Origin of the sequence: Tolypothrix sp. PCC 7712 (genome assembly GCF_025860405.1) — a bacterium.
GTDB classification, from domain to species: Bacteria; Cyanobacteriota; Cyanobacteriia; order Cyanobacteriales; family Nostocaceae; genus Aulosira; species Aulosira diplosiphon.
This window is the reverse complement of record NZ_CP063785.1, coordinates 1,518,305-1,536,696: the sequence shown is the minus strand read 5'-3', so window position 1 is coordinate 1,536,696 and position 18,392 is coordinate 1,518,305. Positions and strand designations below refer to the sequence as shown.

The 18,392-nt window shown below is 38.8% G+C and carries 21 protein-coding genes; 17 read left to right on the top strand and 4 right to left on the bottom strand.

Annotation, left to right across the window (positions count from 1 at the left end):
- Positions 1-256: 256 nt before the first annotated feature.
- The 5 genes from HGR01_RS06175 to HGR01_RS06155 all read left to right on the top strand — a co-directional run bounded on the left by HGR01_RS06175 (position 257) and on the right by HGR01_RS06155 (position 5,080).
- Complete coding sequence (locus tag HGR01_RS06175; protein WP_045869307.1) at positions 257-811, top strand: protoglobin domain-containing protein; 555 nt, start codon at positions 257-259, stop codon at positions 809-811.
- Between the two features lie 696 nt (positions 812-1,507).
- Positions 1,508-2,218 (top strand): response regulator, encoded by a 711-nt coding sequence (locus HGR01_RS06170; protein WP_045869308.1) that lies wholly within the window; start codon positions 1,508-1,510, stop codon positions 2,216-2,218.
- 29 nt (positions 2,219-2,247) lie between these two features.
- Entirely contained in the window at positions 2,248-4,134 is a 1,887-nt protein-coding gene (locus HGR01_RS06165; RefSeq protein ID WP_045869309.1) for a CHASE2 domain-containing protein, read from the top strand.
- Positions 4,135-4,553: 419 nt separating this feature from the next.
- Positions 4,554-4,727, top strand: a complete 174-nt coding sequence (locus HGR01_RS06160) for a hypothetical protein (protein WP_228045313.1) — start codon at positions 4,554-4,556, stop codon at positions 4,725-4,727.
- Positions 4,728-4,750: 23 nt separating this feature from the next.
- Positions 4,751-5,080, top strand: a complete 330-nt coding sequence (locus HGR01_RS06155; protein ID WP_309227619.1) for a DUF928 domain-containing protein — start codon at positions 4,751-4,753, stop codon at positions 5,078-5,080.
- Here the strand turns inward: HGR01_RS06155 and HGR01_RS06150 are convergent.
- Positions 5,071-6,072: a CHAT domain-containing protein gene (locus tag HGR01_RS06150; RefSeq protein WP_228045311.1), complete on the bottom strand. Its 1,002-nt coding sequence runs from the start codon at positions 6,070-6,072 to the stop codon at positions 5,071-5,073. The two genes, HGR01_RS06155 and HGR01_RS06150, sit on opposite strands and share 10 nt — an antisense overlap.
- Here HGR01_RS06150 and HGR01_RS06145 point away from each other — a divergent pair.
- From HGR01_RS06145 to HGR01_RS06125, 5 genes are all read left to right on the top strand, one after another.
- Positions 6,053-6,562 (top strand): S-layer family protein, encoded by a 510-nt coding sequence (locus tag HGR01_RS06145; protein WP_045869310.1) that lies wholly within the window; start codon positions 6,053-6,055, stop codon positions 6,560-6,562. The genes HGR01_RS06150 and HGR01_RS06145 overlap by 20 nt on opposite strands.
- A 482-nt stretch (positions 6,563-7,044) precedes the next feature.
- Entirely contained in the window at positions 7,045-7,335 is a 291-nt protein-coding gene (locus tag HGR01_RS06140; protein WP_155539100.1) for a hypothetical protein, read from the top strand.
- Between the two features lie 221 nt (positions 7,336-7,556).
- A complete protein-coding gene (locus HGR01_RS06135; RefSeq protein ID WP_081583948.1) occupies positions 7,557-8,360 on the top strand; it encodes a CAP domain-containing protein in 804 nt (267 codons plus the stop codon).
- Between the two features lie 118 nt (positions 8,361-8,478).
- Complete coding sequence (locus HGR01_RS06130) at positions 8,479-8,940, top strand: hypothetical protein (RefSeq protein ID WP_045869312.1); 462 nt, start codon at positions 8,479-8,481, stop codon at positions 8,938-8,940.
- Positions 8,941-9,575: 635 nt separating this feature from the next.
- Entirely contained in the window at positions 9,576-11,300 is a 1,725-nt protein-coding gene (locus HGR01_RS06125) for a ShlB/FhaC/HecB family hemolysin secretion/activation protein (RefSeq protein ID WP_045869313.1), read from the top strand.
- A gap of 20 nt (positions 11,301-11,320) precedes the next feature.
- On the opposite strand, the gene HGR01_RS06120 is transcribed toward HGR01_RS06125, so the two are convergent.
- Positions 11,321-11,455 carry a hypothetical protein gene (locus HGR01_RS06120; protein ID WP_255525094.1) on the bottom strand — a complete coding sequence of 45 codons (135 nt, stop codon included), beginning with the start codon at positions 11,453-11,455 and terminating at the stop codon, positions 11,321-11,323.
- 790 nt (positions 11,456-12,245) lie between these two features.
- Between HGR01_RS06120 and HGR01_RS06115 the strand changes: the two genes are divergently transcribed.
- The 6 genes from HGR01_RS06115 to HGR01_RS06090 all read left to right on the top strand — a co-directional run bounded on the left by HGR01_RS06115 (position 12,246) and on the right by HGR01_RS06090 (position 16,390).
- Positions 12,246-12,767, top strand: coding sequence for a phycocyanin subunit beta (locus tag HGR01_RS06115; RefSeq protein WP_228045309.1), 522 nt, complete (start codon positions 12,246-12,248; stop codon positions 12,765-12,767).
- Between the two features lie 116 nt (positions 12,768-12,883).
- Positions 12,884-13,375, top strand: coding sequence for a phycocyanin subunit alpha (gene cpcA / locus HGR01_RS06110; RefSeq protein ID WP_045869314.1), 492 nt, complete (start codon positions 12,884-12,886; stop codon positions 13,373-13,375).
- A 530-nt stretch (positions 13,376-13,905) separates the two neighbouring features.
- On the top strand, positions 13,906-14,721 hold the full coding sequence (locus HGR01_RS06105; protein WP_045869315.1) for a phycobilisome linker polypeptide: 816 nt from the start codon (positions 13,906-13,908) through the stop codon (positions 14,719-14,721).
- 466 nt (positions 14,722-15,187) lie between these two features.
- Positions 15,188-16,054: a phycobilisome linker polypeptide gene (locus HGR01_RS06100; protein WP_045869316.1), complete on the top strand. Its 867-nt coding sequence runs from the start codon at positions 15,188-15,190 to the stop codon at positions 16,052-16,054.
- Positions 16,055-16,064: 10 nt separating this feature from the next.
- The gene (locus HGR01_RS06095; RefSeq protein ID WP_168160953.1) at positions 16,065-16,208 is read left to right on the top strand and encodes a hypothetical protein; all 144 of its coding nucleotides are present in this window, start codon (positions 16,065-16,067) and stop codon (positions 16,206-16,208) included.
- Positions 16,178-16,390 (top strand): phycobilisome linker polypeptide, encoded by a 213-nt coding sequence (locus tag HGR01_RS06090; protein WP_045869317.1) that lies wholly within the window; start codon positions 16,178-16,180, stop codon positions 16,388-16,390. Before HGR01_RS06095 ends, HGR01_RS06090 begins: the two co-directional genes overlap by 31 nt.
- 170 nt (positions 16,391-16,560) lie before the next feature.
- Here the strand turns inward: HGR01_RS06090 and HGR01_RS06085 are convergent, their stop codons facing one another.
- Positions 16,561-17,511, bottom strand: a complete 951-nt coding sequence (locus tag HGR01_RS06085; protein WP_045869318.1) for a D-2-hydroxyacid dehydrogenase — start codon at positions 17,509-17,511, stop codon at positions 16,561-16,563.
- Positions 17,512-17,600: 89 nt separating this feature from the next.
- On the opposite strand from HGR01_RS06085, the gene HGR01_RS06080 reads away from it, so the two are divergent.
- Positions 17,601-17,999, top strand: a complete 399-nt coding sequence (locus HGR01_RS06080) for a hypothetical protein (protein WP_052335124.1) — start codon at positions 17,601-17,603, stop codon at positions 17,997-17,999.
- 95 nt (positions 18,000-18,094) lie between these two features.
- On the opposite strand, the gene HGR01_RS06075 is transcribed toward HGR01_RS06080, so the two are convergent.
- On the bottom strand, positions 18,095-18,379 hold the full coding sequence (locus HGR01_RS06075; protein WP_155539102.1) for a hypothetical protein: 285 nt from the start codon (positions 18,377-18,379) through the stop codon (positions 18,095-18,097).
- Between the last annotated feature and the right edge of the window lie 13 nt (positions 18,380-18,392).

The window sequence follows — 18,392 nt, the reverse complement described above, 5'->3', positions numbered from 1 at the left end:
CCAAAAACCAAAACAAATTTCTGCGATAAATTTACGATTTACAAAGTAAAACTAAATACAGCAGATGCGATATTTATGAAGTACAGTAACTAATTGAAAAAAGTAATGAGTAATAAGTAAATTTCCTACTCATTACTCATTACTCATTATTCATTACTCATGATGTACCTCACTTACTTCAAAAGTGCTGTAATTTACTTTCTTTTTAATCGCCAGCCAACACTAATTTTTTGCGTATTGTTAGGAAAGCTCAACTATGACCTTAGATCCACATACATTTTTCTCCATCTTAGAACGGCGTGTTGGCTTGATCCCTGAGGACAAAGAATTACTCAAATCACAGGCAGATTGGGGTTTAGAAATAGCACCAAAGATGGCTGAATATTTCTATGATTACTTGGAACGCGATCCGGAAATGAGTGCGATTTTACATGATGGCAGTGGTCGCATACATCGCCTCCGGGAAACCTTTATTCAATGGTTTCACGAAATGTTTACAGGTATGGATAACTGGGGGGATGCTTACGCCGAAAGACGGTGGAAGATTGGTCTCATTCACGTCCGTATTGGTATTGGCCCGCAACACGTTGTTCCTGCAATGGCGACTGTCATCTACGAAGTAGGTAAACGTTTAACAAACGATGGTAAAAGCGCAGATCTCAAAGATGCTCTCGGTCGTATGTGTATGATTGACTTAGCTTTTATTGAACAAGCTTATATAGAAGTATCTTCATCTGCGGTTTTGAAGGAAACAGGCTGGTCAGAAGGTTTATTTAAGCGCTTGATTAGTACTGGTGCTAAAGCTATGTAATACCTAATCAAATAATGTTTGCGAGACATCAATGATATTCTAGAGGGCAAGGCAGTTCCCATTGGTGTCAAATTAAGCTAAAAGCGATATAGGGCGGGCGTTGTACAAATACCTCGCGCCCTCATCCCCTAACCCCTTCTCCCGCAGGAGAAGGGGAACTAAATCTCTGGCTCCCTTCTCCCCGTGGGAGAGGGGCTGGGGGAGAGGGCGAAACCTTGCACAAGAGCGGGTTTCACTTTAAGTTGACACCAATGGGTACTGCCTTGCTCCTACAATCTGTCGCATTCTTTTGTCAAATTGGTATTACTCCACAACTTCCCCTTACCCTTTTGCCCTTAACCGACAATGGGGCAACTCTTAGTCTCAATTCCAAGGCCCTAAAAGTGCAATTAGAAGCATCCTGTATTAGATTTGCACTTTTGTGCATAGATTAAAATTTTATCTTCAATTAAAATCAGCACATACTTCAATAAGTAGTTAAACAAAATTAATTACAAAATGTCATTGCGAATGGAGCGGAGCGGAATGAAGCAATCGCAAGGGTTGAGATTGCTTCTCTTCGAGACGCTGCGCGTTAAGCGAAGCTATGCCGAAGGCTTTACGCTGCGCTCGCAATGACTGTAATTAATTTTGCGTGGTTACTTATTTGTATTCTTAAACCAAAAACTTCACCTTATTTAACATGGGTAGAATTTAATGGCAGTAGTAAGCTTAGAAAAACATCAACTTTATGGGCATTTACCAGTGGAAAAAAAGCTGAATATTTTGGTTGTCGATGACCATCAATTAATTTTGACTGGTACTTTTGATGTATTAAGTAGACAGTATCCAGAAGCGAATATACTGAAGGCTCAGACAGCCAAAGAGACACTGACTTTACTTCAATCTCAACACTTTGACATCATAATGATGGATTTGTCGATTCCCAATCAGCAAGGGGAAACAGCAGAAATTGATACAGGAATTAAGCTGTTGCAAACATTGCTCAAGGAACATCCCGATCGCAATTTCATGGTGCAAACTAGTTATGTAAAGGCGCTAATCCGGATTAAACACGAGATTGATAATCATCAAGCAGGGTTTGCGATCGCAGATAAAGGATTACCCGAAGCCCAAATGCTGATGCGAGTTAATTTAGCACTTCAAGGTGGCACTCACACCAAAGACATCAAAACAGGTATCGAACTCAAACCCGAATGGTTGGAGGTGTTGCGGTTGGCTTTTGAAGAGAGTTTGACAGATAAAGCGATCGCCGAGCGAATGTATAAATCAGAACGAGCAGTACGCACTTACTGGACGAAAATTCAGGATGTGTTGGGAGTGTACCCCGAAGACTGCAAGCAAAGCGGTAAGAATATGCGAATCCAAACCGAAGTTCGTGCCCGTGAAGAAGGTTTAATTGATTAATTATGATGGATGATTAAACCGGAAACAAGATGCAAAGGAGAATCTGGAATCGCATTCGCCAAGAATTGGGATTGTGGTCGCAGGCTGCACCTCCTGGGATAATGGTGCTGGTTGTAGTGATATTGATCCGGATCGCTGGAGGAATGCAATCTTTAGAATGGATGCTCCTTGATACTATGTTACGTCTGCGTCCGGTAGAAAAAATCGATGAACGTGTCGTAATTGTAGGTATTGATGAACAGGATATTCAATGGGTTGGACAATATCCGGTTCCAGATGAAAAAATTGCCGAGTTACTTACTAAACTGGAAACTTATCAACCATTAGCAATTGGATTAGATATCTTTAAAAATGTTCCTGTGGAACCTGGTGGTGAACAACTCAAACAGGTATTACAGAAAACTCGCAATATTATTGGGATTGAAAAAATATTATCACCAGGAGAAACTCCCCCACCCCAAAGTTTGCCTCCCCAAAGAATTGGATTTGTTGATTTAGTGAATGATGAAGATAGCAAAAATCGACGCTATTTATTGTATACATCGAATCCTCAAAATTTAACAGATGACAAATATTCTCTGGCGCTAAGTTTAATTATTAAGTACTTTAAAAAAAAGGGAATTAATATAGACTCTGGTATCAATGACCCGAATACAATCATGTTTAATCGGGTCGAATTACCCCGCATTACTAAGAATTTTGGTGGATACGTCAATGTTGATGATGGCGGATTGTCAATTTTAATGAACTTCCGCAATAATTCTCAACCTTTTATTGTTGTGTCGCTACAAGATGTTCTCAATAATAAAGTTGATGGGAAATTGTTGCGCGATCGCATTGTGTTGGTTGGCAATCGCAATATGAGCGCAGGTGATTTGTTTTATACCTCTGCTGTGCAAAAATTAGAATTAAGAGGTGTAATTTACGGCATTGACTATCACGCTCATGTCATCAGTCAAGTCCTGAGTACTGTAATTGATGGTCGTCCTATGTTGCACAGTTGGGTTGATATAGGAGAGTACTCATGGATATTCATTTGGGGTTTTCTGCCGATGGTGATTGGCAGGTTGACTCAATCTGTGTGGAAAAATCTACTGAGTGTTGCTGTAGCTGTACTTTGTCTGTTTAGCTGTGGATATGTGATGCTATGGGTGTGGGGTATTTGGATTCCTGTAGCACCTAATTTACTAATATTAGCGTTGAATGGGCTTGGTTTGAGTGCTTTTGCGTTTTACCAGCATGATCGATTCTTGCGATCGCAAATTAGCGAACGTCAAAATACAATCCAACATACTTTCACCATAATTCATAATGGCCCTTTGCAAACTCTTGCCTATGGATTAAAACATCTACGCGCTCAAGATATTCCCTACGAACAATTAGTTGGACAATTTGAAAAGCTTGATAAAGAAATTCGAGAAATTGGTGAATTTCTGAAACTCGAAGCATTAACAAAAGAAGAGAGTTTACGGTTGGGTGGTGGATTAATACTTGAATTAAATAGACCACTCCACGATTTATTATATGAAGTTTATTCTAGTACTTTAGAACGTCAAGACTTTGAAAATTTTAAAACCATAAAAGTTAAAATCCGCAATTTTGAACCGATTGATGACAAGTATTTAACTCGAGAAGATAAACGGAGAATATGTCTATTTTTAGAAGAAGCTTTATGTAATGTTGGTAAACATGCTCAAGGAGTAAAACGCGTTCAAGCATCAGGTATATATAGTGCGAATAAATACAAGTTGTCGGTCAAAGATAATGGTTCAGGAATTCAATCAAAGTTAGAAAGTAAAGGTACAAGAAATTCTAAAATACTAGCCAAACAATTAGGAGGCGAGTTTCGGAGGGAATCGCTTTCTCCTCGCGGAACTATCTGCGAACTGAGTTGGACTCCTATGAAAAGATTTTAAATTTGATATTTTACAGCAAACTAAATATTTTAAATCCAATACTACTCGGTTAAAGATTGTCAACTCGGAATTTGGTTTGGAGAAAAGATGAAAGGGTAAGGGTTAAAGGTTTTTTCTTGCCCCTTTTCCCCTTAACCGACAAGTATTGTCTAACAATCCTTGTCGGTGTTGTAAAAATTACTCATCCAGCCAGCGAAATCTTCACAGGGAACAGGCAAAAATGACGTACAAATGTACTGATTCTGTATACCATTCAAAGAATAATCACTAGATTTCAACCAAATATTCGATGGTATGAGAATTTTTTCCGAAAAATGGAAAACTCTATCTGTAGTGACTAAACAGCCCTGATTTTAGTTTTTTTCGCGTATTCTAGTGCGTTTGCACTGTTAGATAACTATAAAATCAACAACAGCACTATGAGATATGATCATTGGCGAAATAGCCGCAGACTTACAAGCTTAGTTGTGGGAGTGCTTTTCTTGATGACGACATTCCCCGCATTTGCAGAGTTTAAGCCACGCGATCGCAAACCAGCTAGCGGTAATAGTCGTGCAGGTGGTTCACGTGGATGTTCAAATAATAGTCTCTAACGCAGCTTGCACCGCAGACATTTATTGGGAAAACTGCTTCTACACGCCCAATCTTTGTTTGGTATATATCAACTTCTCAAAATGTGCAATTTCGACTGTTTGAATTTGATTCAGCAAAAAGTGTCAAACAAATTGGTAAAGTTCAAGAAATACCTACAATAGTGGGAATTAATCAGCTAAAACTTCCCCTCAATTACCCTGAACTCATAGTAGGTAAAAGCTATTTATGGCAAATTGCCATTACCTGCAATAACAACACAATTATTAACCATGCAGAATTTACTGTCATTAACTCTCAATCACTTCCTAAAAACACATTTACTACCATTCCAGAGAGTGTAAATTATGTGTAAAGTGTTTTGACCATTTCGGATGTCGATTCATCGGTGACACTCCACAAAGATGCGATCGCACTTTTCACCCCAACCTGCAATGCAACTCCAGCTAATCCTAGTGTGGCACGGTCGTCGCCCAATGCGGTTTCACAGGCGCTGAGTGTTAGTAGATCAACGCTATCTGATTTGCTGTTGAGGTTTCGCAGAGATGTTTCTAATTGACTAATAGTAAGTTTTTGGTTTTTCCCTGTGACAATAAAGGTGTCTTCTGGAATGATGCCAAATTGAGCATGACTAGCTATGTGAATAAGAGAATATGGGGTTTTTTCCAACTGCTGCTGAAAACTTTCGGGGATAAAGTTATCGTCAATCAGGGGGGTACGATCGGGGAAGATACTTGCAACAGCGCTGACTTCACTGGGAACAGCCAAAAGCCGTTCAAAAGTCTTACCGTCGATTGTGGCTGCTTGAGTTAAACCCAAAATTAACGCTTGTTGTTTACTGCGATCGCGTATTGTTGGCTGAGTAACTCGTAAACTGGGTGTTGTAGCAACGGCGTAGGTTTCGATTAAATATTTCTGTTGTTGGCTGTCATAAAGTGCTGCCATTGGTACGCTACGCAAGAAGCCATCTTGAATAAATACTAGGGTTTTGACTTTCTGTGATTTGATATCTTCAGCAAAAGGGCGAATTATCCAATCATAAAGCTGTGCGGCAATTGTGGTATCGTAGTTAATCTCTGCTTTGCTAACTAGCCCTTTGCGAAACTCGGCAATTTTTTTCTCTAGAGTTTCACTACTAACTATTTTGTTTGTACCTAGTTGATTGGGGTCTTCAATCCATTTAAATTTGGTTGCTTGATTGGGTAACTGTAACAATATCCCAGTTTTGCCATCTAAAATTATGGAACTTAAAAATCCAGTATTCTTAAACGTGACACTATGATCCTCGAGGAGTTCGCCTACTAATTTGGGGTTCAACCCACTTAAAATGCAATCTGGCAAGTTCATCGTAGCAATTCCCAACGAAAATAGTGACATTAGCGCCAATGCCTTCACTGGAAAAGGTGGAAACATCCAAATCAACGCCCAAGACATCTTCGGTATCGAGTCCCGTGCAAAACCAACCGATCTAAGTGATATTACTGCCACTTCCGAACAAGGCATTTCGGGTGTAATCAATCTCAATCAACCCGATAACAGTTCGATTCAAAACAGCTTCAGCCAATTATCACCAAATGTAATTGATACAAATACGCTGATTGCCAATAGCTGCATTGCACGGGGCAGCAAGCGGCAAGAAAACTCTTTTACCATCACAGGTTCTGGTGCTTTACGCAATAGTCCAGGTGATGCTTTAATTTCTACCTATTCAACTGGTGATGTACGTGGTGTTGAATCGACATCTCGTCCTTGGAAAAAAGGCGACCCCATCATTGAACCACAAGGATTATATCGATTACCTGATGGACAATTACTGTTAAGTCGGGCTTGTAGTTAAGAGGTTATTTATAACGTAATACTATTTTGAAAAAAGAACGCAACAGATGGGTAGGTAGGGGCACGGCACCAATAAGATATTTGATATGCCAAAAGATTGTGGATGCCGTGCCCCTACAAAGAATTTATCTGTCTGTAGGGGAGCCAGTCGCCTGGGAAACCTGCCTGCCCAGTGGCTCCCCTACTTAAGATTTACTTTATAAATAGTCTCGAACGGAAATATTGCAGATTTAGCCAAGCTAGCAAATAGCATAATGACGGTTGTCATTGTGCTATTTGTGCATTCATTATGCATTTTTCTGCAATGGTGCGATCGCTTTCATGTATGCACTAGGTAATAATTCTGTAATTAAACAAGCAGAAAAGGTCGCTGCTTAAGCAATTAACAAAGAATATTATTGCTATTAAGAAAGAGCAGAAGATTTAGTCAACAAGCTAAAATATCGCTTTTTCTCAAGACTCTATCCTTCCACATAGAAAATTATGTCTACTACTTCTCAGCAATCTATGAAAAACAAACTAGCTCTAATTTTTGTTAGTTCAACCTTAGCTGTAAGTGCTGCTATACCTGCACTAGCTTATGCTGCCCACGAGCATCCTTTCCATCATAATGAGCGGATAAAATCAATGACTCAAATAGAAGGTAACGGATACTGTAGAAACCTTTTCCAACAATTAAAGGCTACAGGCGATCTCGGAGGAGGTTTTGACCCTAATCGAGTTAACCACGTCTGGGCACATATTGAGAATGGAGATTGTATTGCTAATACATAGTCAGATCTGAATTATTGCAGTCTTTCAAAATTGGGCATAATTCAATCAATTATTACGCCCAATTTTGCAGGAATTATTAATAGTTTAATCTGCTAATGTATCTCAGAGATACCTCTCTACCGAAGACTAGAAAAGCATTTCAAAATTTGCTGTAGATAAAACACAATTCCCTACACAATCCCTAATCACCAATTCCTTCTACTTGATACTTTGGAGGCAATATGACAACTCTTTTTCCTGGACAAAGTCTATACCCAGGACAAAGTCTGCAATCAAATAATCAGATGCACAGGTTTATTATGCAATCTGATGGCAATGTTGTGCTTTATAATGGCAATTCTCAACCTCTTTGGGCAACGAATACTTGGGGAATTCAACCGCGTGAGTTGATCATGCAAACTGATGGAAACTTGGTTCTTTATGATAGTTCAGGTTCTCCAAAATGGGCTAGTGATACATGGAACAACCCTGGAGCATTTTTCAAGATTCAAGATGACGGTAATCTAGTAGTTTATCGAGCGGATTCTCAAACTGAAACTGTGGATAATGCTTTATGGGCATCAGGTAGTAACGATATATGGGATTCAAGCAGACAAGGCACACAGAACGCTCAAATTCAAGAAATTTTGGCAGCTCATAATAGGTACAGAGCTGAAGTAGGGGTTCCTCCACTGCAATGGTCAGAAAATTTAGCAGTAAGTGCTCAACAGTGGGCAAATCATTTGGCGGACACAGGAACATTGCAACATAGTCGTTCTGGAGAAAACCTAGCGCAAGGGAGTACTGGCTTCTTTTCTGTCACGCAGCTAGTAGATATGTGGGGTGATGAAAAGCAGTATTTCAGTAACGCTGCTTTCCCCAATGTATCTAATACCGGCAATTGGATGGATGTGGCTCATTACACTCAAGTTATGTGGAGAAATACAACCGAAGTTGGGTGTGGTTTAGCAAGTGGCAATGGTAACGATGTCTTAGTCTGTCACTACAACCCAGTCGGAAATATCACGGATCAAGGCGTTTTTTAGATGTTCTCAGTCGAGTGAAGCGCAGATTTGATTTGTCTATGTGTTGTGGGGTAGACATCTATAAGTGTACCCATCAACTTCATCAGCAAATTCTCTAGAAATAAACAGAAGGAACAATATGCTTTTATTTTTTACAATGCCATTAGATGAAACCTCACAACTAAATAGAGGTAGATTATTTCTCGTAGATGACTCTAAAGGAATTGTGGGTAGATGGGTGGCTACAAGTAGCACTGCGGATAAACAAGGGGTAAAAGATTGGAATATTCGCGGTGGTGTAATTCCTGCTACTCATGAATTAAATCCTCCACTGCCTTTTTACTCTGTTGCAGTGAAGCCGGTAGATCTGAGAAATGTTAAAGGTGTAGAAGGCAATGCTTACCCTATTTCACCCTTTGAAGTCAAAACTATTGATGGAGGAACCCGTTCTGACTTGCTGATTCATAAAGATGCAAATGTACCGGGAAGTATGGGCTGCATTGTACTACCTGAATCAGAATTCACAGATTTTGAGAAAGCCTTTCAGAAATATTGTGCAGAAGAAGACAGTGTTAAACTTCTTGTGGGCTATACTTACTAGGAAAAAATAAACATCAAACTCTTTAATCTTCTAATCATAACTGAGACATATGAAAAACAATCATTATTAGCCTCTCTACTATCCAAACAAGGGCATACAGTACTTTTGAAGTATGTGAGGTACATCATGAGTAATGAGTAATGAGTAATGAGTAATGAGTAATGAGTAATGAGTAATGAGTAATGAGTAATGAGTAATGAGTAATGAGTAGGAAATTAATTTATTACTCATTACTTTTTTCAAGGCGTTGCTGATTGATGGGATGATTTTTACATGACGCAAAGACGCAAAGGCCCAAAGAACAGACTTTTAGCGTTGCTCAAAATTTTGAATTCATCCCGCAAATATGCAACGCCCTTTTTTCAATTAGTTGCTGTACCTCATAAACATCAAATCTGCTGTATCTGTACAGTTCTTACAGAGTAATTGATGCCTTGACAGTTTCAAAAAGCCATTTTCTAGCAAGGATTACTGCTAAAAATGGCTTTTTATTTTCTCAGAAATCTATCAAGTATTACTAAAATCGCTGAATTATGGTTTGAAAATTATATATTTATGTAATTATTAAGCAAATATTGTGGTATTTTAATGAATATTAATCTTGTATAAAAACTTCAACGTTTCATAGATAAACAATGGGTTTTTACCTGCGGATTCAAACGCTATTTTTAACGTTACTTGCTTTCATTAGTATCACTTCGATAGCAACTTTTGCACAATCGAGACCCCCATCAGGTGTAACAATTCCCCCCGATACTCCAGGGAAAGTGGAAGAAACTCTACCCCAAGCAACGCCGAAGCCTCTTTCTCCTACACCATCTACACCAACTGTCCCGATACTTCCATCATCTCCACAAGACAAACTACCCGACACAATTTTTCCGAGTGGCGAGACTTTCTTTGTCAAAGAAATCCAAGTTAGCGGCTCTTCTGTTTTAAAGGATGAAATTTTTAAGTTAAAACAACCTTTAGAGAATCAAAAAATTACATTTGAGCAGTTATTACAGCTGCGATCGCAAATCACTGAACTATATGTTAAAAACGGCTACATCACTAGTGGCGCATTTATTCCCAACAATCAAAATGTCGCTAATGGTGTGGTGCAAATCCAAGTGGTGGAAGGTGAACTGGAGGGAATTGTAATTTCCGGGTTAAAAAGATTGCAACTTGCATATGTGCGTTCCCGGATTCGACGCTTTGCAGGCAAACCCTTGAATCAAAAAAGTCTGGAAACAGCGTTGCAATTATTACAACTTGACCCAGCGATTGCAAGAGTTAATGCTGAGTTAACCGCAGGTAGCACTTCTGGAAGCAATATTTTACAGGTGAAAATTACTGAATCACCAGCATTCCATGCAGGAGTTATCTTTGCAAATAATCAATCAGCTAGCGTTGGTTCAGAACAAGGTAGTGTTGTTATTGCTCACGATAATTTATTAGGGTTTGGAGATCAATTCAGTGCTGAATATGGCATTACTGAAGGTTTAGATATTTACAATCTCAGTTATTCTATTCCCTTTAACGCCTTAGATGGAAGTATTGCTGTTCGCTACAGCAACAGTGGTAGCCGCATTATCGAAAGCGAATTTCGTGATTTGAATATTAACAGCGAAGCCGAAACTCTTTCTTTTAATGTCCGTCAACCGTTAATCTATACCCCGAACAGCGAATTTGCTCTCTCTCTCGCATTCGATTTACGGCGTAGTCAAACCTTCATACTCAATGATATTCCCTTCTCTTTTACCGAAGGCCCCGAAGATGGGAAATCCAGAGTGACGGTGATTCGCTTTTCCCAAGACTGGTTACAACGTAATGCTAATACTGTTTTAGCGGCGCGATCGCAATTTAGTTTTGGGATTGATGCCATAGATGCAACTATCAATGATAGCGGTACTGATGGGCGTTTTTTCTCGTGGGTGGGACAATTTCAATGGGTACAACGGCTGTCTCCCCGCGTCTTGATGCTGGCCAAAATTAACACTCAACTTACACCTGATTCTTTACTGACGCTTGAAAAAATTAGCATTGGGGGAGTTGAGACAGTGCGTGGTTATCGTCAAAATCAACTTGTTGCTGACAATGGGGTAGTTGGAGGGGTTGAAGTTCGGATTCCCCTGACATCCAATGTCGAAACCCTACAGTTATTGCCATTTTTTGATATTGGTACCGTTTGGAACAATCGCGATCGCAACCCCGATCCACAAACCCTTGCTAGCTTAGGATTAGGGTTACAGTGGCAACCTATTAGTGGTTTACTATTGCGTGCAGACTATGGTTTACCATTGATTGTCACAAGCGATCGCGGTAGTTCGCTCCAAGATAATGGCTTTAACTTTTCACTACGCTACCAGCCATTTTAATACAAATATGTATGCAAAATTTAGTTTATAAAACGTATTTGCGTTTTATCAGCAGCATAGCCAATAAATTTTGCATATTCGCTTATATCTCCCGGTTTCTCACCACCGGAGGCTTTACGCATCACGACTCGTAACAGACAACTTGGGCGTGACATGACCATAATCTCAGCACCTATATTTCTATGCTAGGGAAACCCACGTTTTTAATGTGTGTTTATAGTAGTTAATTCTCCCGTTCCCAAGGGGGAATTCTATGTAAATTGATTATCTTCAAACGTTGTTTGCCTAAAATACTGTTTTTTATTACAATTTGTAAATTTTCTAAGAAAAAATGTGATTATGATTCCTTTTTCATTCTTATTTTTGTGTTTACTAACACTTTTTTTATAGGTAAAGATTATTGTTTCACAAAATAATGGGACAACAATAGTATTTTTGCCATAAAAATATAGCAAAATTTTATTTAATTAATTTACTAATTAAAAACAACATTAATTAACCAAATTCTTTATTTGCAAGATTTTGAAGATTTTAATTTATAAAATTATTTTCAAGTAAATGATTTTCAATCAATATAAAATATTAAAAATATAATTATCGAAAAATTGATTATACCTATTAGAATAATCATGAAACATTTCTTAATAAAAAATGCCAGCGAAGCATTATAAAAATAATTTGTAAGGGTTGAGAGGGAAAATCAAGTAAATAAAGACTCTAATTTTTTAGGTCTAAATACTTGATTTAAATAACTGAAAATCTTTCTAGGAAAAATGAAAGTATTTTCAGCCTTTACGCTAAAATCTATGTTTCAATCAAAACAAATTTGACTTTTTTGAAACATGATGAAGCGGTCATAAAACAATAAAAGCTGAATGCTTCATTTTTCACTTAACCCCTCATCAATTAATTACTCAATTAATCAAAATTTAGGAGAATCACACTATGGTGCAAGATGCATTTTCCAAGGTTGTTTCCCAAGCTGATGCAAGAGGCGAATATCTAAGTGATGGTCAGTTAGATGCTCTCATCAACTTAGTTAAAGAAGGTAACAAGCGCGTTGACGTTGTTAACCGGATTTCTAGCAATGCATCTTCCATTGTGGCTAACGCAGCTCGTTCATTGTTCGCTGAACAACCTCAACTGATTGCGCCTGGTGGAAATGCTTATACTAGCCGTCGTGCAGCAGCTTGTGTACGGGATTTGGAAATCATCCTTCGCTACGTTACCTATGCGATTTTTGCTGGCGATGCTAGCGTTCTAGATGATCGCGCGCTGAATGGCTTGCGGGAAACCTATTTGGCATTGGGTACTCCTGGTGCTTCTGTTGCGGTTGGTATTCAAAAGCTCAAAGAATCTTCAATCGCGATCGCTAACGATCCCAATGGAATTACCCGTGGTGATTGCAGCAGCTTGATTGCAGAAGTTTCTGGTTATTTCGATCGCGCAGCAGCAGCAGTTGCCTAAACATCAAAACACTTTTAGGCCTCTTGCATAAAAACAAAATTGATTTGAAACAGCAATTTTTGCAAGAAGTCTATTCAACAAATTTTTTGTAAAAGCAATTAGGAGAAGTTCTTCCAATGACTAAAACACCATTAACTGAAGCAGTTGTATCTGCTGATTCCCAAGGCCGTTTCTTAAGCAGCACCGAACTCCAAGTTGCATTTGGTCGTTTTCGCCAAGCAGGTTCTAGCTTAGAAGCAGCAAAAGCATTATCTAAAAAAGCTTCTAGCCTTGCTGAAGCTGCAGCTAATGCTGTGTACCAAAAATTCCCCTACACCACCACCACATCTGGCCCTAACTACGCTTCTACTCAAACCGGAAAAGATAAGTGCGTGCGTGATATCGGCTATTACCTGCGGATTGTTACTTACGGTTTAGTTGTTGGTGGTACAGGCCCAATCGATGATTATTTGATTGGTGGTTTGGCTGAAATCAACCGTACCTTTGAATTATCTCCTAGCTGGTACATTGAAGCTCTCAAATATATCAAAGCTAATCATGGTTTAAGCGGCGACCCTGCTGTTGAAGCTAACTCCTACATTGATTACATCATCAATGCTCTGAGCTAAGTTAGCTCAATTTAAGTACAGCAGCAAATGGTCGGTTGATAAATCAGATCAATTCGCAGCTATGGGTTCTAAAAAGCTTTTCAGTTTTGTGTAACATGGGTATGAAAATCCTTTGGTAATTATGCAATACAAATGAATAGTATTACCAAATGATTTTTGGCAGTCATTAATCCTGTTCCACAACAACTGAATATCAAGTTTGCAGCCGTAAAAAGTTGCAAATTGCAAAAGCGTCAAGCATTTGTGTAGTAAGCTGAGAAATTTATAAACACAGATTTCATTATGTATTAGCAGTCAAATACAGCTGACTCAAATACTTGTGTGGTCTGGGTAGATAAATTCTCATCTTATTACGCAAGGCTTTTTCTTAATTGTGAAAAAAAATTTATTAACAAATTTTGTAAATGAGGACTTTAGTCCTTTAATTTAAAGCACTAAAGTGCTGATTACGAAGTTGACCATTTTTTAGCTGTAACTTAAAAAATTTTTACCGAGTTTAACGGGTTAGAAAATAAGGAACAGATAAGATTATGGCACCGTTAACAGAAGCAAGCAGATTGGGAGTTCGTCCGTTTGCAGATAGTGACAAAGTGGAATTGCGGTTTGTCAAAACTGCAGAAGAAGTACGGTCAGTTATTTGGTCTGCATATCGCCAAGTTTTAGGTAATGAGCATCTGTTTGAAAGTGAACGGCTATCTAGTGCAGAATCACTTTTGCAACAGGCGCAGATTTCTGTGCGGGATTTTGTGAGAGCGATCGCACAATCCGAACTGTATCGCCAGAAATTCTTCTATTCCAACTCGCAAGTGCGCTTCATTGAACTGAATTACAAGCATTTGCTTGGTCGTGCGCCTTACGATGAGTCAGAAATTGCCTACCACGTTGATATCTATACTTCTCAAGGTTACGAAGCTGAGATTAATTCCTACATTGATTCTGTAGAGTATCAACAAAACTTTGGTGATTCTATAGTACCGTACTACCGGGGTTATCAAACTACGGTCGGGCAAAAAACTGCTGGCTTTCCCCGATTCTTTCAGTTGTATCGAGGCTATGCAAATAGCGATCGCGCCCAAAATAAATCCAAAGGACAATTAACCTGGGATTTAGCAAAAAATTTAGTATCCCCCATTTATCCTGCTGATGCTGGCTCCTTAACTGGCGTATCAACAGGAAATCGTGGTGGTAATACCTATCGGATTCGTACCACACAAGCTGCTTCTCCCAACTCACCACGCATTCGCCAAAGCATTAGCGAAGTAGTTGTCCCATTCGATCAGTTATCGAATCTTTTACAACAACTCAATCGCCAAGGGCGCAAGGTAATTAGCATAGCTCTTTCTTAGTTCTGAGTGCTGAGTTCGGAGTGCGTAGAGGGTTTAGTAATGCTCATACGTGTCAACTTAACGTGAAACCCGTTCTTGTGCAAGGTTTCGCCCTCACCCCCAGCCCCTCTCCCACAGGGCGAGGGGAGCAAGAGATTTAGTTCCCCTTCTCCTGCGGGAGAAGGGGTTAGGGGATGAGGGCGCGAGGTATTTCTACAACGCCCGCCCTATATCGCTTTTAGCTTAAGTTGACACCAATGAGCATTGCTAAACCCCTACAAAAAATCTCTTTGTGTCAGAATTTTCGTGAATTAACTATTAGTTATGAGCAAGATTTCAAACTAGGAAATGTTTTTCTTTTGTAAGCGTTATTTAAATTCACTTACTAATAATAAGAAACCATAACCAAAGTCTGAAAATCTTTCTTTTTTAACTCAGAACTCAGCACTATTTTCAACTCAAAACCTTTCGTTCAGGAGACTTTTAAATGCCAATTACAACAGCTGCATCGAGACTTGGAACTTCTGCATTTAGTAACGCTGCTCCTATCGAATTACGTTCCAATACCAACAAAGCAGAAATTGCACAGGTGATTGCGGCTATTTATCGTCAGGTTTTAGGTAACGATTATGTGTTGCAATCTGAACGTTTGAAGGGTTTGGAATCACTCTTGACTAACGGGAATATTACAGTTCAAGAATTTGTTAGGCAGTTAGCTAAATCAAATCTATACAAATCCAAGTTTTTTTCTAATAACTTTCATAGCCGTGTGACAGAGCTAAATTTCAAACATTTGCTTGGTCGCGCTCCCTATGATGAATCTGAGATTATCTATCATCTAGATTTATATCAAACCAAAGGCTATGAAGCTGACATTGATTCTTACATCGATTCAGCAGAGTACCAGACAAATTTTGGCGACAATATTGTGCCCTATTACCGGGGATTTAACAATCAACTAGGGCAAAAAACAGTAGGCTTTACCCGGATTTTTCAACTATATCGCGGTTATGCAACAAGCGATCGCTCTCAAATCCCTGGAGCATCAGCTCGTTTAGCTAACGAATTAGCCAGAAATAGCGCATCAACGGTTATTGCGCCTGCTGGTAGTAACAATGGTTTTGCTTATCGTGCTTCTGTCAAAGGAAAAACCCCCAGCACAGCATTTCAAGGTTCGCAAGCTTTTGGTTCAGGAAGGCTGTATCGCGTTGAAGTAGCAGCTATTTCTCAACCTGGCTATCCCAAAGTTCGCCGCATCAACAAAGCGGTAGTTATCCCCTACGAAGAACTATCCAATTATTTCCAACAAGTTCAACGTCGCAATGGCAAAATTGCCAGCGTTACACCGCTTTAGGGATTGGGGATTGGGGACTGGGGGAAAAGAGGAAATTTTTATTACCAATTACCAATTACCCATTATCAATGCCCCATGCCCCATGCCCTTTCAACTATTTTTCTTGATTGTTAGGATGTCAACATGGTTTATCAAAGTCGGAGTTTTCAAGTAGAAGTTTCGGGATTACATCAAAATGAGGTGACAAATCAAAACAATTACCCAATTCGTTCTAGCGGCAGTGTATTCATTACGATACCTTTTAGCCGCTTTAATGAAGAACTTCAGCGAATTAACCGCTTGGGTGGCAAAATTGTCAATATTCAACCTTTAAATCTGCAAATCAACGAAAATTAGTCTTCTCTGTTTCCCAAGAGACGCTATACTTTGTCTCTGGGAAAAGAATTGCAAATAAAAAATAATCAATCGCTTTGGTGGGCATGGTGATGTATTAGGCTGTTTTGAGCCATTTTGTTCTGCCAAAGCGATTGACTAGTTAACCATTGATTGCGATCGCCACTGGTAGTTTAATAACCAGCATTTTTATCAACGACATTACGCAGGGGTTGGCCGTTGTAATAGCGTGTAAAATTCTCGAGAAAAAGTGCGATCGCACGCTCTCTAGTTTTGGGAGAATGACCAGAACAATGAGGTGTCAAAAATAGATTTGGCTGATTCCATAACTGACTTTCTGGTGGTAGCGGTTCTGTAAAGACTGTATCCAAAGCTGCACCAGCAATTTGACTAGTTTGTAAAGCTTTAATCAGTGCAGGTTCATCAACAATTGCACCACGGGCAATATTAATTAAATAAGCATCAGGACGCATGAGGCTAAATACTTCCTCATCAATCATCCCCTTGGTTTCTTTAGTTAAAGGTGTGGCAATAACTACATAATGCGCTTCACTTAAGAGTAGTTTCCATTCATTTGCACCGACTATTTTATCGAAATTTGGTAATGGTTGCGGATTACGGCGACTACCATAAATATTTAAACCAAAAGCTTTAGCACGTTTAGCAATTTCTTGCCCAATTCCACCTGCACCGATAATTAATAATGTTTTATCGAGCAGTTCTTCATTTCTAAAACCTCTTTGCCAGCTTTGTTGTGCTTGTAGTTCACGCAATTTAGGAAAATTCTTAGCGTAAGATAAAATATAAGCAATTACAAATTCCGCCATCGGAATAGCATGAAGTCCTGCACCATTAGTTAGCAAAATTTCTCGCTCTAAATATTGGGGTGTGAGAATATTATTGACACCTGCATTTGTTGCTTGATGCCAACGCAATCTAGGTGCTGCATCCAGAATTTTTTGTAAAGTCGTTGGTTTTATATAATAAAGCCAACTAAAATACACTTCTGCATCTGTAGCATCACCATCAATATTGCCATCTACATCAGCCCGCGCAAATGTTATATCGCTAGGTAGATGCGGTTTAATCTCATCAGCAACTTCTATGGGAAGAATGAGCTTCATTATCGCTTACTCCATTTATATTTGATTCAAATCTACTTATAAATTTTGATTTTTTAGTGCAGTTATTATTAATTATAGTTTCTTCAATTATGTTTAAAGAACATCCAAGTTATCTGATAGATATAGTAGACTTCCTAAATAATTTCTTTAATGTTACTCAATTTCCTACTAGCGAGAGAGGTGGTATATATTTGCCATCATCAAATCCTGTAGAACGTTTAGGGTTTGCACTGGAAGCTGAAACAAGATTATATGAATGGGTAAGCGATAAAAGTTTAGATGCATTATTCTTACATCGTTCTTGGAACTTAGAATTAGAGAAGCTTACGCCAGAATTGGGAATAATTTCCTATCATCTCCCATTCGATGAGTGCTTAACTGTAGGTTTCAATCCTCGTTTAGCTCAAGTTTTGCAAATGTCTAATTTAGAAGCATTAGGCGAAAAAGAAAATCGAGCAATAAACATACAATGTTCACAAGCCATTTAAGCAGAAAGTGTAACGATAAATAATATGTCTCTGTCACATCCCCTAAATTTATATATGGGTATTATCTTTTTACTTTTTACTTTTATCTTTTTACTTTATCTAGCAGGAGTATGTAACCAGGTTTGTGTAGCATTATCCCAATAGGTATTAACCCAAAGCTTTTGAGTTTCATCCCAGTAGGATAATGTCGCTAGATCTACCATTGCAATGGTAATCTCAATCTCTGCTTCTGAGGCTAGCGGCCCGGAATCTGCAAAACTAAATTTGTCATCAAAGATGTCCATTATCCATCCTTGATATTCTTGCCCATTGTTTAGTTTAAAATAGTGTTTTGTGCCAAACTCCCTAAATTCTTCTAAGATAACCTTTGCAGTTTTCATCAAATTTCTTTTT